General features: G+C 64.1%; 11 protein-coding genes. 2 read left to right on the forward strand and 9 right to left on the reverse strand.

The genetic code is table 11. From position 1 onward, the window contains the following. Positions 1-370 precede the first annotated feature (370 nt). The 6 genes from H7688_RS06970 to H7688_RS06995 all read right to left on the reverse strand — a co-directional run bounded on the left by H7688_RS06970 (position 371) and on the right by H7688_RS06995 (position 9,982). Positions 371-2,983 (reverse strand): hybrid sensor histidine kinase/response regulator, encoded by a 2,613-nt coding sequence (locus H7688_RS06970; protein WP_183360330.1) that lies wholly within the window; start codon positions 2,981-2,983, stop codon positions 371-373. A gap of 67 nt (positions 2,984-3,050) precedes the next feature. Next, a complete protein-coding gene (locus H7688_RS06975; RefSeq protein ID WP_183360331.1) occupies positions 3,051-4,136 on the reverse strand; it encodes a response regulator in 1,086 nt (361 codons plus the stop codon). Positions 4,137-4,226: 90 nt separating this feature from the next. Beyond that, complete coding sequence (locus H7688_RS06980) at positions 4,227-5,201, reverse strand: transglycosylase domain-containing protein (RefSeq protein WP_246329730.1); 975 nt, start codon at positions 5,199-5,201, stop codon at positions 4,227-4,229. A gap of 135 nt (positions 5,202-5,336) precedes the next feature. After that, positions 5,337-6,347: a 4-hydroxythreonine-4-phosphate dehydrogenase PdxA gene (gene pdxA, locus H7688_RS06985; RefSeq protein ID WP_183360333.1), complete on the reverse strand. Its 1,011-nt coding sequence runs from the start codon at positions 6,345-6,347 to the stop codon at positions 5,337-5,339. A gap of 409 nt (positions 6,348-6,756) precedes the next feature. Further along, on the reverse strand, positions 6,757-7,479 hold the full coding sequence (locus H7688_RS06990) for a glycine zipper family protein (protein ID WP_183360334.1): 723 nt from the start codon (positions 7,477-7,479) through the stop codon (positions 6,757-6,759). Positions 7,480-7,642: 163 nt separating this feature from the next. Beyond that, complete coding sequence (locus H7688_RS06995; protein ID WP_183360335.1) at positions 7,643-9,982, reverse strand: ATP-dependent helicase; 2,340 nt, start codon at positions 9,980-9,982, stop codon at positions 7,643-7,645. A gap of 323 nt (positions 9,983-10,305) precedes the next feature. Between H7688_RS06995 and H7688_RS07000 the strand changes: the two genes are divergently transcribed. Then, positions 10,306-14,532 carry a CheR family methyltransferase gene (locus H7688_RS07000; protein WP_183360336.1) on the forward strand — a complete coding sequence of 1,409 codons (4,227 nt, stop codon included), beginning with the start codon at positions 10,306-10,308 and terminating at the stop codon, positions 14,530-14,532. Between the two features lie 153 nt (positions 14,533-14,685). On the opposite strand, the gene H7688_RS07005 is transcribed toward H7688_RS07000, so the two are convergent. The 3 genes from H7688_RS07005 to H7688_RS07015 form a co-directional block, all read right to left on the reverse strand. Next, positions 14,686-15,987: a dicarboxylate/amino acid:cation symporter gene (locus H7688_RS07005; protein WP_183360337.1), complete on the reverse strand. Its 1,302-nt coding sequence runs from the start codon at positions 15,985-15,987 to the stop codon at positions 14,686-14,688. 445 nt (positions 15,988-16,432) lie between these two features. Further along, complete coding sequence (locus tag H7688_RS07010) at positions 16,433-17,860, reverse strand: sigma-54-dependent transcriptional regulator (RefSeq protein ID WP_183360338.1); 1,428 nt, start codon at positions 17,858-17,860, stop codon at positions 16,433-16,435. A 4-nt stretch (positions 17,861-17,864) separates the two neighbouring features. Further along, positions 17,865-19,598: a transporter substrate-binding domain-containing protein gene (locus H7688_RS07015; protein WP_246329731.1), complete on the reverse strand. Its 1,734-nt coding sequence runs from the start codon at positions 19,596-19,598 to the stop codon at positions 17,865-17,867. 528 nt (positions 19,599-20,126) lie between these two features. On the opposite strand from H7688_RS07015, the gene H7688_RS07020 reads away from it, so the two are divergent. Then, the gene (locus H7688_RS07020; RefSeq protein WP_183360340.1) at positions 20,127-20,747 is read left to right on the forward strand and encodes a hypothetical protein; all 621 of its coding nucleotides are present in this window, start codon (positions 20,127-20,129) and stop codon (positions 20,745-20,747) included. Positions 20,748-20,986: the final 239 nt, after the last annotated feature.

Genomic DNA, 20,986 nt, shown 5'->3' on the forward strand with positions numbered 1-20,986 from the left:
GTACGCAAAGAAAAAAGAAACGGCTGTAAAAAGGCACAAACAGCACAAAAGAAAACCTCTGAGACGGTTCGGCCCCTTTTCGTTAGCGCAAAAGACCGGACAGCTCCCGGAGGTTTTTTTGTGCCCGTGATGAGGGCAGTCTTCCGCTCGCAAAAACTCCTTCTCCCCCTTGAAGGGGGAGGGACGCACTGGCGCGAGATCAGGAAGTAATGCCGTTCACGACCAGTGCGGCCTCTTGCGTTAACGCAGCAGGCCGAACCGGTTGAGAGTTATTTTGTGCCTGTTGTGCCTTTTTGCGGCCCAGACGCCTTCAGGTTTTTGTCCTTCAGGTTGCTTCGCGCCCTTCGCGTCTTTGCGGTGAAATAAGGTTTTACGCGGCATCCAGCACGTCGTGCACCCGGTTCAGGAGGTCGGCCGGGGCGAGCGGCTTGGAGATGAAGTTGAAGTCCTTGGTGAACATCCCCTGCGAACGGATGTAGTCCTCGGAATAGCCGCTCATGAACAGGACCCGCACCCGGGGATCCAGCATCCTGATCTCCCGGTACAGGTCGAGCCCCCCCTTCCCGGGCATGATCACGTCCACTAACAGCAGGCTCACCTCGCCGCTGTGCCGGGAGAAGCGCCTCAGCGCCTCCTCGGAATCCCCCGCCTCGAGCACCTGGTACTGCTCGCTGCGCAACACCTCGCCTATGATGGCCCGCACCTCGGGATTGTCCTCCACCAACAGCACCGTCTTGCCGCCGCCGCTCTTCCGGGGGGCCGCCTGCACCAGGCGCGGCACCACCGGCTGGGTCAGCGGCAGGTAGATCCGGAAGTTGCTCCCTTTCCCCGGCGCGCTCTCCACCTCGATGAACCCCTTGTGCTGCTCGACGATGCCGTGCACGATGGAAAGCCCGAGCCCCGGCCGCCCCCCCAGCCCGTGGGTGGTGAAAAACGGCTCGAAGATCCGCTCCCGGGTGGCCTGGTCGAGCCCGATGCCGTTGTCGGCGACGCTCAAGAGGGCAAAGCGGCCCCGCCGGCCGAAGCCGTGCAGCCGGACGAACTCGGCGTCCACCTGGACCTCCTCGGTCCTGATGCTGAGGGTTCCCCCGCCGGGCATGGCGTCCCGGGCGTTCACCGCAAGGTTCATGAGCACCTGTTCCAGGTGTGCGGTGTCGGCGAAGAGCCTGAGCGGCTCGGGATTGAGGGTGGTGCTGACCGTGATTCCTTCGCCGAGCACCCGGCTTAGCAGCCGGTCCACCCGCTGCACGATGTCGTTGAGGTTCAGGTGGTTTGGGTGCATCGCCTGGTTCTTGCTGTAGGCGAGCAGCCCTCGGGTCAACACGGCCGCCTTCTCCGCAGAGGCCACCACCTGCGCCGAGAACTTGGCGTTCAGGTCCCCCGAGCCGCTGTTCATCTGGATCAGGTTCGCGTAGCCGATGATGGCGGTGAGGATGTTGTTGAAGTCGTGCGCCACGCCCCCGGTCAGGGTACCGAGCGACTCCATCTTCTGGGCGTGCCGCAGTGCCTCCTCCAGCGCCTGCCGCTCGGTGACGTCCTCCTTCAGGGCGATGAAGTGGCTGATCACCCCCCGGTCGTCGTGAACCGGTGCCACCATGGCCTGCTCGCGGTAGAGCTCCCCGTTTTTCTTCTTGTTCTGGAATTCCCCGCGCCACTCCCGCCCCGCGCTCACCGCTTCCCAGAGCTCCTGGTAGAGCTCGTCCGGCGTGTTGCCGGACTTGAGCAGCCGCGGGTTCTGCCCCACCGCTTCGGCACTGGAATAGCCGGTCACCTCGACGAACTTGTGGTTCACGTACTCGATGGTCCCCGCCGTGTCGGTGATGATCACCATGCTGGGGCTCTGTTCCACGGCAAGTGACAGGGTGCGCAGTTGGTCCTCCGACTGCTTGCGCGCCGTGATGTCCTCCACGGTCTGGATCGCCGCGATCACCTCGCCGCTGCTGTTTTTCACCGGTGCCGAGCTGAAGAGGAGGTAGCCGTCCAGCCCGTAGCAGTTGCGCCCCCACCCTTCGCCGTGCATCCCGCCGGGGATCAACGTGGAGCGGAACCAGAGCGGGTTGTAGCGGTTGTCCGCTTCGCGGTAGTCGGCATCCAGCACCAGGTCCGCCTGGGTAGGGTTCTCCTCGAGGTAGAACCCGGCCCACTGGCGCCGGGTACCGATCACCTGGTCGGCGGCAAGCCCGGTCAGCTCTTCGCAGGCGCGGTTCCAGATGATCACCTCGTGCTGCTGGTTCAGCACGAAGGCCGGAACCGCGAGGTTCTGCACCAGGTTCTCGGAGAACTCCTTCTGCTCGGCCAACAGGGTTTCCATCTGCTTGCGGTCCGTTATGTCCAGCAGGGTCCCGACCACCCCGGCCAGCACACCCTCGGAGCTCAGGAAGGAGGCCTTGTAGAAGATCACGTCGCGGCTCGCCCCGTCGGCGTGCACGATCTGGTTCTCGTACTGCTGCACGCCGCCGTTGAGCTGCAGTTCGCGGTCGGCGCGGTAGTAGATCTGGGCTATCTCGGGGGGGAATATCTCGAACACCGATTTGCCGATCAGTGCCGCGCGATCGCGCCCCAGGTAGTTTTCATAGGCGCGGTTCACGCCGAGGTAGTGGCCGGCCAAGTCGCGGTAGAAGATGGGGACCGGAAGGGAATCGAGGATGGCGTTCAACTGGTGCTGGTCGACCCGCACCCTGGCGAGCTCGGCCTGCTGTGCGCGGACCGCAGCGACCAGGCGTCCCAGCTCGTCGGAGGGAAGGGGAGTCTCTACAGCGGCGCCGGGGGGAAGATCGGCCAGCAGGGGGGTAAGCGGAGCGGTGAGCCAGCGACTCGTGAGGTAGCCGCATACCAGGGTCGCCCCCCACCCCAGGGCAAGCAGCGCCGGGAAAAGGAGCGAGCCGCGGTAGCACATGGAGAGGCAGCCGGCTCCCGCGAGCAGGAGTGCGCTCAGGACCGCCCACAGGAGGGTAAGTCTTCCAGCCAAGGTCCGCATCAGCATGGCCACCTCCGGGTTCCGAAGCGGCGCGCGAGCGAGGGGTTCCGGGGAAGGGTCACGGCGGCTCCCTTCAGCTTGCGAGCTCTTCCTGCTGCGAGGCAAAGATCTCTTCGAAATCCGACGCGGCCTTCAGGAAGCTCTCGAGGATACAGGGGTCGAAATGTTCCGGCAGCGTACGACCGTCCCCCTTGGTGATGATCTCCACGGTGCGCTCGTGGGTAAACGCCGGCTTGTAGACCCGGACGCTGCGCAGCGCGTCGTACTGGTCGGCCAGCATGACGATGCGCCCCTCGAGCGGGGTCTCGACCCTCTTGGTGCCGTGCGGATATCCGCTGCCGTCCCAGCGTTCGTGGTGGGTCAGGGCGATGGATGCGGCGAGCTGCAGCACCTTGTGGCTCGACCCGGACAGGATGCGCCCGCCGATCAGGGTGTGGCTTTTCATGATGTCGAACTCGCCTGGGGTGAGCGGGCCCGCCTTGAGCAGGATGGCGTCCGCGATGCCGATCTTGCCGACGTCGTGCATGGCGGCGGCGAGGCCGATGGTCTCCACGAAGTCCGGCGGCATGTGCATGATCTCGGAGATGCGCCGGGCGTAGAGCCCGATGCGGGAGATGTGCTTGCCGGTGTCCTCGTCGCGCAACTCGGCGGCGGCGGTGAGCCTCTCGATGGTCTCGCGGCTCATGGCGCGCATCTGCTCCAGCGCGGCACCGAGTTCGCGGGTGCGCAACTCGACGGTGCGTTCCAGCTCATTCTTGTAGTTTTTCTCGATGAGGACCAGCCGCTTGTAGTTGATCCCCTTCTCGACGGCGTGGATCAGGTAGGGGGGCTTGAACGGCTTGATGATGAAGTCGAAGGCACCCTTCTTGATCGCCGACACCGCCATCTCCAGCTCGGCGTAGGCGGTCATCAGGATCACCGGGATGTCCCGGTCGCATTCGTGGATCTTCTCGAGGAGTTCGATGCCGGTAATACGCGGCATGTTGACGTCGGTAAGGACGACGTCAGGGGGGGAGTTCCGCAGTTCGGCCAGGGCGTCGAACCCGTTCGAGAAGGGGCGCACCTCGAAGCCGCTCACCGTGAGCAGCATCGCCACGCTCTCCAGGACGTACGGATCGTCATCGACGACGATGACCAGCCCTGATGCAGTTGTTTCCATAGGGTACTCTCCCAGCAAGCCCGGTTGTTGTCTCAGTCACTGTTTCGGCAGGACCGATCGGAAACTTGAGGGAGAGTTTGTTAGGTAGATCTAAGGGTTAGCCCCTGTCGGAGGGGGGGTAGCCGGCGTAGGAGCACCCCCGGCGGCGGGTGTTTCGGAACCCTTAGGGGATTCGGAGGGTGAGGTTGTCGGAGCAGCATTCTCCGCCGGGGCCGGAGCCTCGGCAGGAGCCTCGCCGGGAGCCGTGCCCGGGGCAATGCGTGCGCTGCTCAGGTTGTTGAGTACCGCGGCCTGCTGGATGCTCTGGTCCACCTTCTTCTGCAGGCGCCCGACGTTGGGCATCTCGGCCAGGGCCGCCTGGTACTCGCCCTGGCTCAGCACCCCTTTGTTGGCCAAGAGCCGCAGGATCATGTTGGAGCGCTGCAGCACCCGGTCCAGGTTCTTGTACGGGTTGTAGGCGACGCGCGGGCCGGGGAGCATGGCAGCCAGAAAGGCGCACTCGCGCGGGGTGAGCGCGGAGGGGTGCTTGCCGAAGTAGTAGCGGGAGCCGTGGCCGATGCCGTAGACCATGGGGCCCAGTTCGATGACGTTCAGGTAGAGCTCGATGATGCGCCCCTTGGAGAGTTCCTGCTCCATGCGCTTGGCGAGGTAGACCTCCTTCACCTTGCGGGTGAGCGTCTTCTCGCGGGAGAGGTAGAGGTTCTTGGCCACCTGCTGCGTGATGGTGGAGGCGCCACGGGCCAGGCTCTTCTTCTCCAGGTCGTACTTGATGGCGTTCTTGATCGCCTTGACGTCGATCCCCTCGTGCTTGTAGAAGCTCGCGTCCTCGGCGAGGATCACCGCCCACTTCATCTCCGAGGGGATGCTGGCCGACGGGGTCCAGTTGCGGTTGGCCGGTCCCACCACGAAGGGGTGGTAGTCCCCCTGCCAGTCCTTGACCTGGATGGTGACGTTGGTCTTGCGGTTTTTCAGCTCGGCCACCGGGGGGAGCAGGTAGAGCGACACGGCGACGTAGGCCAGGTAGACGACGAGCGCCAGGGCGCCCCAGAGGAGGTACTTTTTCACGTGGTTACCCTTTCGTGTGAGTTGGCGCACGCTTTGGGCGCGCAGCCGGTGGTGCATGCTATCGGATCGCTTTCCGACCCGATTCGACTAATCCGACCGTTGAGATGCCTGGCCTTTAACCCCGACTAAGTGCCGCTACCCTTTGCCGGTCCCGGTCCCCATGGCCGCCATCTGGGCCGCCATGACCAGGGCGGCCTTCATGCTCTGCGCCGACGCCTTGCCGGTGCCGGCCAGGTCGTAGGCGGTGCCGTGATCCACCGAGGTGCGGATGATGGGCAGCCCCAGGGTCACGTTGACCCCGTCGTCGAAATGCAGCAACTTCAGGGGGATGAGTCCCTGGTCGTGGTACATGCAGACCACCGCGTCGTAGCCGCCCGAGACGGCGAAGTGGAACAGGGTGTCGGCGGACAAGGGGCCCACCGCGTCGATCCCCTCGGCACGGGCCTCGGCGATGGCCGGGGCGATCACCGTGCGCTCCTCGTCTCCGAAGAGACCCCCCTCGCCGCAGTGCGGGTTGAGGGCGAGCACGGCCAGCCGCGGGGTTGGGCAGAAGTAGCGCGCCAGGGCGCGGTCGGTGATGCGGATGGTCTCGAGTACCCGCTCGCGCGTGACCAGCGCCGGGACCTGCGCCAGGGCCTCGTGGATGGTGACCAGGGTTACCCTCAGCCGCTCGCCGGCCAGCATCATGACCACCTGGTCGGTGCCGGTGAGCTGCGCCAGGAGCTCGGTATGACCCGGAAAGTGGTGGCCGGCGCGGTTCAGCACCTCCTTGTTGATCGGTGCGGTGGCCATGGCCTTGGCTTCGCCGGAGAGGCAGAGCTGCGCGGCCTCGCAGATGTAGCGGTAGGCGGCGTCGCCGCCGGCGGCGCTGGGGGTGCCGAAGGCCATATCCTCAGGGGCGAGCCGGGTCAGTTCGCGCAGGTAGATGACGCCGGGCTCGCGCCTGAGCGGTCCGGTCTCCTGCACCGTTTCGAGTGAAAGCGGCAGCTTGGTGATGGCAAGGGCGCGTTCCAGGGCGCCGCGGTCCCCCAGCACCAGCGGGCGGCAGAGCCGGTTCAGTTCCGGGTCGGCGAGCGTCTGCACGATGATTTCCGGCCCGACCCCGCTTGGGTCCCCCATGGTGACGGCGATCAGAGGTTTTTCCATGTCAGCTCCACGAAAACTATGTTTCCCCGAAGGTTTGGGTCCCCTCTCCCCTTGCGGGAGAGGGTCAGGGTGAGGGGGAAGGTGCCATGTTGGTACAGTTGCAGTTTCACCCGCCACCGATCCGCCCCGTCAAGGGAGGGGCCTGGGATCAACCACGAAAAAAGGGGCCTCGAGGCCCCTTCCAAAGAGATACACGCGTACTTGGTAGGTGACGGTCCGACTGCCGGCAGGCACTGCACCATATCAAATCCCGCAGCTTCAAACAAGCCCGCTGCCAGCGACAGCAAAAGCGGTGGCGAAATCTCTTGCCACCCAACCACCAGCGCCCCAAGTGGCAGGAGCCGAAAAGTCCGAAAACCGCCGGCTCATTGTCAATCGTCAATCGTCAATTGTCTTGCCAATTGCTTCACTACAGCGGCAAGAGCGCGCGGTGTTCCTTGCCGGTTTCCCGTTCGCGCCACTGCAGCCTGAGTTCCCGGGCGCTCTTCGCCTCGCCGGGGAAGAAGAGGAAACCGTTGGCCAGGTGCTGATCCGGGATGGTCTTCCCTTCCAGCCCCTTTTCCCGCAGGTCCTGGGAGATCCGGTACTGGCGCTCCCGCGTGCTTCCTTCCGAGGTCCCGCCAATGACGGCTCCGCCAGCCGCACCCACCGCGGCGCCCTTGCCAAGGTAGGTGGCCACGTTTTGCCCCGAGACGATCCCCAGCGCGGTGGCGAGGATCCCCCCCGCTGCGGCCCCGATGAGCGCTCCCTTGCCGGTGCTCTTGCCAAAGAAGGAGGCGAACTGGGTGGACTGCTCCAACCGGTCGAAGGCTACCGTGTTGGGGACTACCGGCCAGTAGTTGCCGGCGGCATCCACCAGGAAGGTCTGGCTGGTGCTGATCTCAAGCTCATAGCCGCTCTTGTTGTCCAAGACGAGTTGCACCGGCAAAAGCCCGGCGCCCCTGATGTCAAAGCCGAAGGCGTGCTTGGCGTTCTTCTTGTCGGCATAGGCCTCGCCACCCACGGCGACGCCGGCTATCTCGCAGTGGTTCGCGTATCCCTCGGGCGGGCGGAACGGCTGGTACTGGCTCTTGTACGAGGTGCATCCGGAAAGCGCGATCAGGAGAACCAACAACGACGCTACCTGTTTCATGGCAACCTCCACAAAAGTCAGGTTCTACGTTTTGAGTTCTACGTTCCAGGTTGCAAGTCCAACTCTTCAGTTCAGGTTCCGGTCCAGGTTCCAGGGGTTCACGTAAAACCTGGAGCGCAGAACCTAGGACCGGTTTCACGACCCGCTTTACTATACCCGCTTTCTAGCCCCTCTCAAGGCCGGCGAAGCGCACCAGGAGCTTCTTGTAGCCGATGGCGAACTGCACGATGACCTTCTGGCTGTCCCCTTCTCCCTCGATCTTCCTGATCACTCCGGCACCGAACTGCGGGTGGCGCACCCGCATCCCCAGGCGCACCCCCTCGCCCTCGTCCTCGGGGACCTGGCGCACCTCGTTGAACTCGGGCTCCAGCTCCTCCTCGAAGATCGAGGCGAGGTTGTGGACCGGCTGGGCGTAGCTTGGCTGGCTCGCCGCCGGTACTTCGGGACGCTGGTACTCCTCCTCGTCGGCATGGTACCCCCCCACGGGCTGGAAACCGCCGCGCTGGCCGTACGCCGAGCCGTAGCCGCTGCCGTAGCCGCCGCTCAGACCCGAGCCGTAGCCGCTCCCCTGCGCCGGGACCCCGAAGAGATCCCCGGTATCGAGCAACTCCGCCGGGATGTCCCGGATGAAGCGCGCCGGCGGGTTCGCCTGCTCCTGCCCGAAGATGTGGCGCCTCTTCACGTTCAGGAGGAAGAGGCGCTCCTTGGCGCGGGTCATCCCGACGTAGCAGAGGCGGCGCTCCTCCTCCATCTGCACCGGGTCCTCCAGGGCACGCACGTGCGGGAAGAGTCGCTCCTCCATGCCGATTATGAAGACCACCGGGAACTCGAGCCCCTTCGCGGAGTGCAGGGTCATCAGGGTCACCGAGGACTTCTTGGCCTCACCCTCTTCCTCGAGGTCCGAGACCAGCGCGACCTGCTCCAGGAAAGCGGCCACACCCTTCTCCCCCTCGCCCCCTTCGAAGACCTGCATGGCGGTGACGAGCTCCTGGAGGTTGGCCAGGCGGTCCTGGGCCTCCTCGGTCTTCGCCTCCCTCAGGCGCAAGAGGTACCCCGAGTCCTGCATCACCGCCGCGGCCAGCTCGGCCAAGGGGAGCGTGTCGGCGAGCCCCCGGTAGCGGCGCAGCTCCTCCACGAAGGACTTCACCTTGCCGCGTGCCCCCGTGGCAAGGAAGGTCCCCTCCACCGACTCCAGCATGGCGCGGTAGAAGGAGAGACCCTTCTCGTGGGCGAGATCCGAGATGCGCTGCACCGTGGCGTTGCCGATGCCGCGCGGCGGGGTGTTGATGATCCGCTTCAGCGCCACGTCGTCGGAGGGGTTGTCGAGCACCTTCAGGTAGGCGAGGATGTCCTTTACCTCGAGGCGGGCGTAGAAGCGCACCCCCCCCACCATGTGGTAGGCGATCCCCGAGGAGACCAGGGCGTCCTCGATGACGCGGGACTGGGCGTTGGTGCGGTAGAAGACCGCGACCCCATTCAGCGCGCCGCCGCGCGAGAGGTAGCGCTCGGTCTCGCGGCAGACCAGCCGGGCCTCCTCCCACTCGTTGGGGAGGGTGCGGTAGACGATGCTCTCGCCGGCCGCGTTGTCGGTCCAGAGCTTCTTGGGCTTGCGCCCGCGGTTTTTCTCCACCACGCTCCAGGCCGCCTCGAGGATCTTCTTCGAGGAGCGGTAGTTCTGCTCGAGCTTCACCACCTTGACGTTGGGGAAGTCCTTCTCGAACTCGAGGATGTTGCGGATGTCGGCCCCGCGCCAGCCGTAGATGGACTGGTCGTCGTCCCCGACCACGCAGAGGTTCTGGCGCTCTCCGGCCAGGAGCCGGATCAGCTGGTACTGCACGGGGTTCGTGTCCTGGTACTCGTCCACCAGAAGGTAGCGGTAGCGCTCGCGGTACTTCTCCAAGACGTCCGGGTGCTCGGTGAAAAGCCGCACGGTGACCAGCAAGAGGTCCCCGAAATCAAGCGCGTTACAGCGCTTGAGGCGCTCCTGGTACAGGGTGTAGACCCGGGCCAGGGTGGCCTCCCAGGGGGTGCCGGTGGAGACCTCGTCGGGGGTGAGCCCGGCGTTTTTGAACTCGTCGATGGCGCTGGAGAGGCTCTTCACCGGGTAGCGCTTCTCGTCCAGGTTGAGCGTGGCGGCGCACTCCTTCAAGAGCCGTTCGCAGTCCTTGTCGTCGTAGATGGCGAACTTGCGGTCGTACCCCAGGTGGTGGATATCCTGACGCAAAAAGCGCGCGCACGAGGAGTGGAAGGTCGAGATGAAGGGGAGCTCGCCGCTTCCCAGGACCTGCTCCACACGCTCGCGCATCTCGCCGGCCGCCTTGTTGGTGAAGGTGACCGCCAGGATCTGCCAGGCCGGGATGCCCCGCTCGCGGATCAGGTAGGCGATACGGTGAACGATGACGCGGGTCTTGCCGGAACCGGCACCGGCCAGGACCAGCAGGGGGCCGTCGCTGTGCAGCACCGCTTCTTTTTGGGGTGGATTGAGGTTGTGGAGCAGATTCATGGGATCCTTCGAAAGGCGTTGGGTTCCGGAAATGCGGCCCCCTTTTATACCACCTCGACAACTCCAGGTCAAAAGGAAGCTGGGCGCTCCGGCGCTACCGGCCCCGCAGCGCTGGGGGCGCGGATACTTGCCGGTAACCTTGCCCGGTTTGCTGCCCCGCCGGGAGTCGCTAGCGCCCCGGTTAACGGGGACAACGATAGCTATGGCAAGTATTTTTCGATCCCGATGTTTATTTTAGTTTAAGCACTTCACGTTTTCTGCTATTACACAAGAATAATTCCTACATGATACGAACCGGCCAGGCGCTTGCAGGAGAACTCCCCATGAGCGGCACGAAACAGCCCCAACCCGAACCGCAGTCCCCCACCCACATCGTCGGCATCGGCGCTTCCGCCGGGGGGCTGAGCGCGCTGGAACAGTTTTTCGATCACATGCCCTCCGACACCGGGATGGCCTTCGTGGTGATCCAGCATCTCTCGCCCGACTTCAAGAGCCTGATGGACGACCTCCTGGCGCGCCACACCACCATGCCGATCCACCGGGTCACCAACGGCATCGAGCTGCAGGCCAACAGCATCTACCTCATCCCCCCCCGCACCACCATGACGGTCAGCAAGGACAAGCTCTACCTGACCGAGAAACACCTCGCCGGTCACGGCGAACTCCCCATCGACATCTTCTTCAACTCGCTCGCCGACGACGCGGGTGCCCGGGCCATCGCCATCGTGTTGTCGGGTACCGGTTCCGACGGTTCGCGCGGCATCCTCGCCGTGGACAAAAACGGCGGCCTGGTCATCGTACAGGCACCCGAGTCCGCCCAGTTCGACGGGATGCCGCGCAGCGCCCTGTCGACCGGGGTCTGCGACTTCATCCTGGCGCCCGAGCGGATGCCGCGGGTCCTGTGCGAGTACGCGGTGAGCCCGCTTACGGTGCGCACCCGGATGGAGCACACCCTGGAGGTCTTCGAGGACGAGGGGGAGTACGCCAGCATCTTCGCCCTGCTCAGGCGCAGCTACAAGCTTGACTTCTCCAAGTACAAGGCGTCCACCGTCGGGCGGCGCATCCGGCGCCGGATGGACTTCCGCCAGATCCCCGAGGTCGAGGACTATGCCTCCATCGTCTCCGGCGACCCGAACGAATTGGAACTGCTCTACAAGGACCTGCTGATCGGGGTCACCGAGTTCTTCCGGGACCAGCAGGCCTTCGAGTACCTCGAGGTCGACGTGGTGCCCCGGCTCTTCGCCGAGGCGCAGCCGGGCGAGGACCTGCGGGTCTGGTCGGCGGCGTGCGCCACCGGCGAGGAGGCCTACTCGCTCGCCATCCTCTTGGCCGAAATGGCCGAGAAATCCGAGTTCCTGGGGAAGATCACCGTCTTTGCCACCGACGTGCACAAAAGCTCCCTCGACTTCGCCTCGCAGGGGGTCTACGACCGGACCCGGCTCGGCAACGTAAGTCCCGAGCGGCTCAAGAAGTACTTCAAGAAGGAGGGGAGCGACCTGTTCCGGGTCTCCTCGGACCTGCGCAAGATGGTGGTGTTCGCCCCCCACAACCTCTTGAGCGATCCCCCCTTCACGAGGCTCGACCTGGTCTGCTGCCGCAACCTGCTCATCTACTTCCAGCCCGACGTCCAGGAGCGGGTGATCTCGCTGTTCCATTTCTCCCTCAAGAAGGGGGGGGTGCTCTTCCTGGGGAGCAGCGAGGGGCTCGGCCCCTTCGGCAGCGAATTCGAGGTGGTGGCGAGCCAGCAGAAGATCTTCCGGAAGATCCGTGACCTGAAGCTCTCGCTCAACCTGGACTCCAACCGGATGGAGCGCCGCGAGTCGAACATACCGGTAACCGTGATCCCGGTCGGCAGCGGCGGCCGCTCGGTACCGGTGGACCGGCAGCTGCTTTCGGACTACGACACCCTGCTGCGCCGCCACATCCCGCCGGGGGTCCTGATCGACGAGCGGCGCCACATCATCCACTACTTCGGGAACGTGGCCGAGTACCTGAAGATGCCGGAGGGGCGAGCCGAGAACAACATCCTGGCGCTCGCCGAGGACAACCTGCATCTCGCCCTCACCACCTCGCTGCAGCGCGCCGAGACCTCGCGCCAACTGGTGGTGACCCGCAACGTGCGGATCAGAAGGGGCGAAAACGAGTTCCTCATCGACCTCTACGTGGCCCCGATCCACGACGAGAAATCGCACACCTCGCACCACCACGTCTACTTCGAGCGGGTACGCCCCCTGGAACACCTCCCGGCCGCCGAGCTCGAAGAGCACCAGGGGTCCAGCTTCGACGCCGAGAAGGACCTGCGCCAGCACCTGGCCGACCTGGAGGCCGAGCTGCAGTCCACCAGGGAGAACCTGCAGACCACCGTGGAGGAACTGCAGACCAGCAACGAGGAGTTGCAGGCGACCAACGAGGAGCTCCTCGCCTCCAACGAGGAGCTGCAGAGCACCAACGAAGAGCTGCACTCGGTGAACGAGGAGCTCTACTCGGTCAACTCCGAGTTCGAGCGCAAAAACTTCGAGCTGAAGCAGCTCAATAACGACCACGAGAACCTGCTGACCAGCACCGACATCGGCACCGTCTTCTTGGACCGGCAGCTCAGGATCCGCAAGTACAACCCGGCGATCGCCTCCTTTTTCAAGCTGTTGCCGCAGGACATCGGGCGCCCCATCGACCACATCGCCTACCACCTCTCGCAGCAGGAGGAGATGCTGGCCGACATCAACCGGGTGCTCAGCAACGGAGAGCCGATCGCCTCCGAGGAGCGGACCCGCGACGACACCTGGCTGTTGCGCAAGATCATGCCCTTCAGGACCGAGGCCGGCCAGGTGGAGGGGGTGGTGATCACCTTCACCGACATCTCCAGCGTGAAGGTCGCCGAACTGAAGGTGCTCAAGCTGAACGACGAGCTGGAACAGAAGGTCCAGGAGCGCACCCGCGAGCTTCAGCAGGAGATCGAGGAGCGGCTCAAGGTCGAAGGCCAGCTGGTGGAGGCGCGCGACTACTACCTGAACATCCTCGCCGAGGCGCCGGCGCTCATCTGGCGCGCCAACACCGCTGCCGAGTGCGACTGGTTCAACAACACCTGGCTCGCCTTCACCGGCCGGACCCTCGACCAGGAGCGGGGCAACGGCTGGGCGGAGGGGGTGCACCCCGAGGACCTGGAGCGCTGCGTCGGTATCTGGATGGGCGCCTTTGGCGAGCGGGAGCCCTTCGAGATGGAGTACCGGCTGCGTCACCACGACGGCGAGTACCGCTGGATCCTGGACATCGGCAGGCCGCTCGACGCTCTGGACGGCAGCTTCGCCGGCTACATCGGCTACTGCTTCGACATCACGGACCGCAAGCGGGTCGAGCTCGAGCTGGTTCAGGCGCGCGAGGCGGCCGAGGCGGCCAACCGGGCCAAGAGCGATTTCCTGGCGAACATGAGCCACGAGATCCGCACCCCGATGAACAGCATCATGGGGTTGAGCCAACTCATGGCCTACACCGAACTCTCCCCCGAGCAGCTGGAGTACCTGGAGGGGATCCGCAGTTCCTCGGAGAACCTCCTGTCGCTCATCAACGACATCCTCGACCTCTCCAAGGTGGAGGCGGGGAAGGTCGAGCTCGAGGCGCGCTGCTTCAGCCTGAGCCGCTGCATCGACGAGGTCCTCAAGACCCAGACGACGATCGCGAAGGAGAAGGGGCTGGAGCTCAGCTCCTCGATCGACCCGGCCGTTCCGGACGCGCTGATCGGCGACCAGTTGCGCCTCAAGCAGGTCCTTTTGAACATCGTGGGGAATGCGGTCAAGTTCACCGTCATCGGGAGCGTTCGGGTCTCCGCCACGCTGGACCGGCAGGTGGACGACCTCATCTACCTGAAGCTCTCGATCACCGATACCGGGATCGGTATCGAGCCCGATGCCGTCGGGCGCATCTTCGCTCCCTTCGGCCAGGAAGACACCTCGACCACCCGCAAGTACGGTGGCACCGGGCTCGGGCTCTCCATCAGCCTCAAGTTCGTGGAGCTGATGGGGGGCACCATCTGGTGCGAGAGCCGCAAGGACGAGGGGAGCACCTTCCACCTGCTGATCCCCTTCTTCCTCGGCGAGCCGCAGGAGAAACAGGCCTCGGTACCCCAGCGGGAGCCGGCTCCCCAGGTGTCGCGGGAGAATTACCATATCCTGCTGGCCGACGACCAGGAGATGAACCGCACCGTGATGTGCAAGCTGCTCGCGCGTTTCGGCCATACCCTGGAGACCGCGGAAAACGGCGGGGATGCCCTGGAGAAGTGGGAGAGGGGGCGCTACGACGTGATCCTGATGGATGTGGAGATGCCGGGGATCGACGGGACCGAGGCGACCAGGCGTATCCGGGAGGCCGAGCTGCAGGGAAACCAGCGCACGCCGATCATCGCGCTCACCGCGCATGCCTTGAAGGACCAGCGCGAGAAGCTGCTCGGTCACGGCTATGACGGCTACGTGGCAAAGCCGGTCGATCTGCGGGAACTTCTGGAAGAGATCCGGCGTTGCCGCGAAGAGGCCGCCGGGTGGAGTGCCCCGGGGGAGTAAGCTGAGGGGGCTGGCTCCGGCAGGTGCCTGTCCCCCTCCTCAGGCTGTAAAAGTACACGTATCGCTCAGAAAGCTTAAAAAAAAGGGGAATGCCGGTCTGGTGTCGGCATTCCCCTTATTGCATTTCAAGAGGTCGTATCTTCGTATAAGGTCTTACTCTGCGGCGGCTACCGGCAGCAGGTTGTCGTCTTCCTCGAGTTCTTCGGCCTCCTCGGCGCCGGCCTCGGCCAGGCCGCCTTCCCACTTGGCGACCACGGCGGTCGCGATGGAGTTGCCGATCACGTTGGTCGCGGTGCGCCCCATGTCGAGGAACTGGTCGATCCCCATGATGAGCAGCAGGCCCGCCTCGGGGAGGTTGAACATGGGAAGCGTTGCGGCGACCACGACGAGCGAGGCGCGGGCCACGCCGGCCATCCCCTTGCTGGTGATCATGAGGACCAGGAGGATGGTGATCTGCTTGGAGATGGAGAGCTCGATGTTGAAGGCCTGGGCCACGAAGATGATGGCGAAGGCCTGGTAGATCATGGAGCCGTCCAGGTTGAAGGAGTAGCCAAGCGGCAGCACGAAGCCGGAGATCTTGTCGGAGACGCCGAACTTCTTCAGCTGTTCCAGGGTCTTGGGATAGGCAGCCTCGGAGCTCGCGGTGGAGAAGGCGAGCAGCATTGGCTCCTGGATCAGCTTCAAGAGGCCGAAGAGACGGCCGCGCAGCACCACGAACCCGCCGATGAAGAGCACGGTCCAGAGGGCGGCGAGCGCCACGTAGAAGCCGGTGATGAACTTGCCGTAGGTCACCAGGACCCCCAGGCCCTGCACGGTGATCACCGAGGCGATGGCGGCGAAGACCCCCACCGGGGCGAACCACATCACGTAGTCGGTAACGCGCAGCATGACGTGCCCCAACTCGTCCACGAACTTGAGGATGGTCTTGGCGGCCTTGCCGTCTTTCAGGGAGCCGACCGCGAAGCCGAAGAACACCGAGAACACCAGGATCTGCAGGATCTCGTTCTGCGCCATGGCGTCGAAGAAGCTCTTGGGGAAGACGTGGGTGATGAAGTCCTTCAGGTTCAGGGAAGAGGTCTTCAGGTTGGTGGCGGCACCGGCTGCCGGCAGGGTCAGGTTCATGGCGTGGCCCGGCTGCAGCACGTCGACGAAGAGCATGCCGATGAACAGCGAGGCGAGCGAGGCGCAGATGAACCAGGCCATGGCCTTGAGGCCGATGCGGCCGACGGCCTTGGAATCGCCCATGCCGGCGATGCCCGCAACCAGCGTGGCGAAGACCAGCGGGCCGATGATCATCTTGATGAGTCTCAGGAAGATGTCGGTGAGGATCGAGAAGTAGCCGGCGATCTCCTTGGCGGCGTCGGCATTGGGGGCGCTGACGTTGCAGGCATAGCCAACCCCGATACCGAGCAGCATCCCGGCCATGATACACAGTGTGAGCTTGTTCGTTTTCATCAGTGATCCTCTCCTTCTTCTCCTTGGGGTGACATAAAAGGGGCCGGTTGATGGCACGTGACCGGCAGGGCGATGTCGGCTTTATTGCAGATGACCCCGCTGCATCAGCAAGCAGGGTGCCAAGCGGCGCTGTGGTAACTAAGTAATTGTAAGGACGCAGGAAGCGGGATTTCGGGCCGCAGGTAAAGCCCGCAAAGGGGTATAACCTGGAGGCGCAAAAGGAAGGGGTTGAGGCGTAAAGGGTAGCGGAATCAAATGGTTGGGGTGGAAATCCGGAAGTTATAGAGGTCGGGCGGGTTATAAGAGTTCGGGGGGCGGTTTTAGGGGGCGACCGAGTTGGAGCGCTGGGCAGGTTGGGTGTCGAACTAAGGTTCCCCCCTTTGCCAAAGGGGGGAACCTGGGAAGCTCTTTGCTGGCTAAAGGTCGTGCTTCCGGGGAGTTCTCATCACTCCGCATCCTCCCGGGTCCCCAACTTCTTCAGCCTCTTGCTCAAGGCGGGCTGGGAGACGCCGATCAGGCGGGCGGCGATGGACTGGTTGCCGCCGGCACGCTGCAGGGCCTCCAGCACCAGGAGGTCGATGATCTCGTGCAGCGGGGGGAGCGGCTCGCTCGGCACGAAGACCCCGGCACCGGCGGGACTCACCCGCTCGGGTGGGCGGAACCCCTGCTTGTCCATGGCGCGCTTGAAACTGTCCATGGAAAGCATCCGGCTTTCGTGCAGGGTCATGGCGTCGTAAACCATGGAACGCAGCTCGCGCACGTTGCCGGGAAACGGGTAGTTCGCCAACAGTACCGGGAGCTCCTTGGGAACGGTCGGCTTCTTCTTCCCCAGCTCATTGGCCGCCTGCTCCAGGAAGTGCTCGAGGAGTACCGGGATGTCGGCGGGGCGCTCCCGCAAGGGGGGGATGTGGACGTGGTGGGCGCAGAGCCGGTAGTAGAGGTCCCTGCGGAACTGCCCGCCGGCCTGCTTGCCGGCCAGGTCCCGGTGGGTCGCCACCACCACGCGGGCGTTCATCCTTTTGGGGAGATCGCTTCCCAGCGGAAAGTACTCCCCTTCCTGCAACAGGCGCAGCAACTTAACCTGGGAGGGGATGGAGAGGTCGCCGATCTCGTCGAGAAAGAGCGTCCCGTCGGCGGCGAGTTCGATCATGCCGCGCCGGGGGAGGTCGGCGCCGGTGAAGGCGCCGCGGGTGTGCCCGAACAGGGTGTCGCTGAAGACGTTGTCGTCGAGTCCCGCCACGTTGATGGAGACCAGCTTCTCGCGGTGCCGGCTCAGGCGGTGGATGGTACGCGCCACCAACTCCTTCCCCACGCCGCTCTCCCCGGTGATCAGTACCGGCTGGCTGCTCTTGGACACCGCCTCGATGTAGCGGAAGATGGAGCGCATGGCCGGATCGACGGTCACGATGTCGGCGAAGACCTCCGGGTGGTCCAGGCGGTCCGAGAGGAAACGCGACTGGATCTCCCGGTTCTCGCGCTGCAGCTCGATCATCCGGATGGCCCGCTGCACCCCCTGCACCAGCCGCTCCTCCTCCACCGTCTTCACGAAGAAGTCGAAGCCGCCGCGCTTCATGCACTCCACCGCAGTCTCCACCTGGTTCAGCCCCGAAATGATGATCACCGGGATTTCCGGAAACTGCTCGACGATGTGGCTCAGGAGCTCCTCGCCGGAGAGGTTGGGCATGTTCAGGTCGAGGAGCACCAGGCCGATTTCGCCGCGCTCCAGGATCCCCATCACCTGGCGGCTGTCGCTGCAGCGCATCACGTTGCTGATGCCCCCCGAGAGACCGAGCGTCATGCTGAGGCTTCTGAGCCAGGCCTCCTCGTCGTCGACCAGCAGCACTCCAAAGGATGGGTAGAGGTTCTCGATCATCTAATCAGGCTCCTTGTGCCGGCAGCGCCACCAGGACGGTGGTGCCCACGCCGGGTTCCGAGCGGAATTCCAGCCGCCCCTGGTGATCTTTCACGATCCCCGCCGAGACGGAGAGCCCCAGGCCGGTCCCCCCCGCGTCACGCTTGGTGGTGAAGAAGGGGTCGGTCAGGTGCGAGAGGTGCTCGCGGGGGATTCCCACCCCCTCGTCGCGCACCGTAACCTGCACCTCGTCGCCGCGCGGCCCCAGGGCGGTGGTCACCTCGATCCCCTTCTCCGGGTCCGGCAGGGCCTGGCAGGCGTTGATGATCAGGTTCACCACCACCTGCTCGATGCGCTGGGCGTTCCCCTTGAGAAGCGGCAGCTCCGGCGCGCAGTTCAGTTCGAAGCGGCGCGTCGCCTTCTTGATCGAGTTCTCCACCAGGCGCACCGAGGCGGCGACCACCTGGTTCAGGTCGACCGACTCGTCCAGCGCCGAATCGTCCTTGCGCGCAAAATCCTTCAGGTCGTCCACGATCCGCTTGATGCGGCGCGCCCCGTCGTGCATCTCGTCGAACATGCGGGGCGCCTCCTCGCGCAGCTGCGAGTAGCGCAGGCCGCCCACCATGAAGTCGCCGGACTCCTGGAAGCGGTCCTCGAGGCTCTCCTGGGCCACCTGGAAGGTTTTCTTCAGGACCGGGAGGTTGAAGAGGATGAGGCCGGTCGGGTTGTTGATCTCGTGGGCCACCCCGGAGACCAGGATCCCCAGCGAGGCCATCTTGTCGGCCTGGATCAGCTGCTGCTGGCGGTTTTGCAGCTCGGCGGTGTGCTGGGCAATCCGCTTTTGCAGGGTGCGCGACCAGACCACGGTGACCACCAGGATGAGGAGGAGCGGCACCACCACGATGGCTGCGTACTTCGCGAGTTTCTTGAAGGGGAGCGGCTGCGGGTCGAGGACGCCCAGCCACTTGTCATAGATCTTCTGGTAACGCCCGGTGTTCTTCAGGATGGCGAGCCCCTCGCTGAAGCGCGAGATCATCTCGACGTTCCCCTTTTTCACCGCGTAGCCGTAGTAGCCGGAGCCGAAGGGGCCACCCACGGGGACGATGTTGGAGAGCCCCAGCTCCTTGCCCAGGTAGAGCCCCGGGAGGTTCCCGACCAGCGCATAGTCGTGCTGTCCCGAGGCGAGCAGGCGCAGCGCGGCCGCGTGGGTGTCGACCAGGACGAGCTTCGCCCCGATCCGGTGCGCCACGAGGTAGTCGTGCATGCTCCCCCCCTTTTGCACGATCACCTCCTTGCCGCGCAGCTCCTCGAGATTTGCGACGGGAGCGGCGCCACGCCTTGCGAAGACCGAGGTGTTGACGATGTTGTGCGGCGGCGAGAAGTCGAAATCCCTGGAGCGGGCTTCCGAGTAGGTGAGCCCCTGCAGGACGTCCACGCTCCCGTCCAGCAGCCCGCGCCGGGCGTCGTTCCAGTTGCCCAGGCGAAACTCGACCTTGAACCCCATCACCTCGGCAATGGCCTGGGAGAGCTCGACGTTGAAACCGCTCGGTTTGCCGTTTTTATCGAGGAACTCGTAGGGGGGGAAGTTCTGATCGCCGCCGATGATCACCTCTTTGCGGGGGGGACCGGCAGCGCTCTCGGCAGCATGCGTCCCCGCAGGGAGAACCGCGCACAGCGCAACGAGGGCGAAGAGGCTCCCCAGGGCGCGGCGGGTGCAGCACGTAAGGAGGCGGGAAAGCTGGTATCGGGGAGGCAACATCAACATATCTCGTGTGGGTACGACGTGTACCAACGGCACTGTTGGCATCGCAAGGATACTCCAGGACTCTCTCAATGGTCAAGAAACCTGCTTCTCTGTCTGGTGACCAGGACAAGCTGTTGCGGGGAGCCGGACAGGCAGAGACGGTCAGTAATTTAAATATTATTCGCAACTAATTTTTAGCCGTGACTGTTGTGCGCCGGCCAGATACAGTCTGCTGCCGCGGCAACCCGCATAAATTTTCACATGTGAATTATTTCCCCTGTTCCTGCAACTATCTGCAGCTTAAGGGAAAATGCGATAGTTCAGTGCCAGCGGGTAACTATTTTCACGTAGGGGAATGCGGAAAAAACTATCAGGTATTTCCTACTTCGTGTAATATCAGTGCTTTAACAATCTGCATGTTTGGGCATGCTTTTTGGTAAGCAACCTGGTGGTCGGCGAGAAATCAACAGGTTCGCTGCCCGCAGGTCGAAAAATGGCTGCCGGACTGCTCCTGACGTGGTGAAGAGAGAATCCATGCTCGTGATGGCTGCGCGAAAACAGAAATGGCAATGGTCGACGCTGTGGTCTCGTTGGGAGAGCAAAAGCGTTACCACCCACGATCTTGCCGGACTGCTGGTGAGGGTCATGGTCCCCCTGCTCCTGCCGGCCCTGGTGCCGTTTTTGCTCACCTCGGAAGGGGCGCTCAGCGAATGGGCCACCCAGACCGCCCTGTTCTGGATCGCCCCCCTCGCCAGCCTTGCCTGCTGTCTGCTCTGCTGTTGGATCAAACCGCTGAGCCGGCACTTCGTGGGGAAGCTTTGCACCGGCATCGTCTCGGTTCTGGTCGGCCTGGCGATCGCCTATGCCTCGGTCGGCTACTTCGACCTCGCCAATGCGCTGACCGGCAGCTACCGGCCGGTGTACGTATCGGGGCCGGTGATTGGAAAGACGGATGCGTCGGCAGCGCTGGTGCCGCGGCGCTACCTCCACGTGGTGTACGAGGGGCGCGAGGTGAACCTGCACGTTCCTCCCACCGCGTACCGCTCCTTCAGCCTGGGGCAGCGTTACGGTCAGACCATGTACCCTGGCGGCTTCGGTTACTTCTACCGCTGGAATTTCGGCTCGCATTCGGCGGAAACTGCCCCGGCAGGGTCCGGCGGGTAGCCAGGCCCCTGCTTGCCGGTGGGCGGAGTCTCCGAGGTCCCCGCTTCGGTGTTTGCTCCTCTACGGTTTACGAATCAAAAAAGCGCCCCCGATTGCGACAACGCCCTTACTTAAAGTGTTGAAAAACTCGTAACGTAAGGTATACTCCCTCTAATCTTCGGGTTAGGGGGAGTATTTTTATGACTGAAGCTCAACAACCTGCCCAAATCACTCGCATTCCTCCTGCCTGCGGGTCCATC

The sequence above is a fragment of the Geomonas limicola genome, from assembly GCF_014193675.1.
GTDB classification, from domain to species: domain Bacteria; phylum Desulfobacterota; class Desulfuromonadia; order Geobacterales; family Geobacteraceae; genus Geomonas; species Geomonas limicola.

Excerpts from the sequence above, each read along its gene's own strand:
- H7688_RS07005 (WP_183360337.1), bottom strand. The coding sequence starts at position 15,987 with ATGAAAACGAACAAGCTCACACTGTGTATCATGGCCGGGATGCTGCTC.
- H7688_RS06990 (WP_183360334.1), bottom strand. The coding sequence starts at position 7,479 with ATGAAACAGGTAGCGTCGTTGTTGGTTCTCCTGATCGCGCTTTCCGGA.
- pdxA (WP_183360333.1), bottom strand. The coding sequence starts at position 6,347 with ATGGAAAAACCTCTGATCGCCGTCACCATGGGGGACCCAAGCGGGGTC.
- H7688_RS07020 (WP_183360340.1), top strand. The coding sequence starts at position 20,127 with ATGGCTGCGCGAAAACAGAAATGGCAATGGTCGACGCTGTGGTCTCGT.
- H7688_RS07010 (WP_183360338.1), bottom strand. The coding sequence starts at position 17,860 with ATGATCGAGAACCTCTACCCATCCTTTGGAGTGCTGCTGGTCGACGAC.
- H7688_RS07000 (WP_183360336.1), top strand. The coding sequence starts at position 10,306 with ATGAGCGGCACGAAACAGCCCCAACCCGAACCGCAGTCCCCCACCCAC.
- H7688_RS06975 (WP_183360331.1), bottom strand. The coding sequence starts at position 4,136 with ATGGAAACAACTGCATCAGGGCTGGTCATCGTCGTCGATGACGATCCG.
- H7688_RS07015 (WP_246329731.1), bottom strand. The coding sequence starts at position 19,598 with ATGTTGCCTCCCCGATACCAGCTTTCCCGCCTCCTTACGTGCTGCACC.
- H7688_RS06995 (WP_183360335.1), bottom strand. The coding sequence starts at position 9,982 with ATGAATCTGCTCCACAACCTCAATCCACCCCAAAAAGAAGCGGTGCTG.
- H7688_RS06970 (WP_183360330.1), bottom strand. The coding sequence starts at position 2,983 with ATGCTGATGCGGACCTTGGCTGGAAGACTTACCCTCCTGTGGGCGGTC.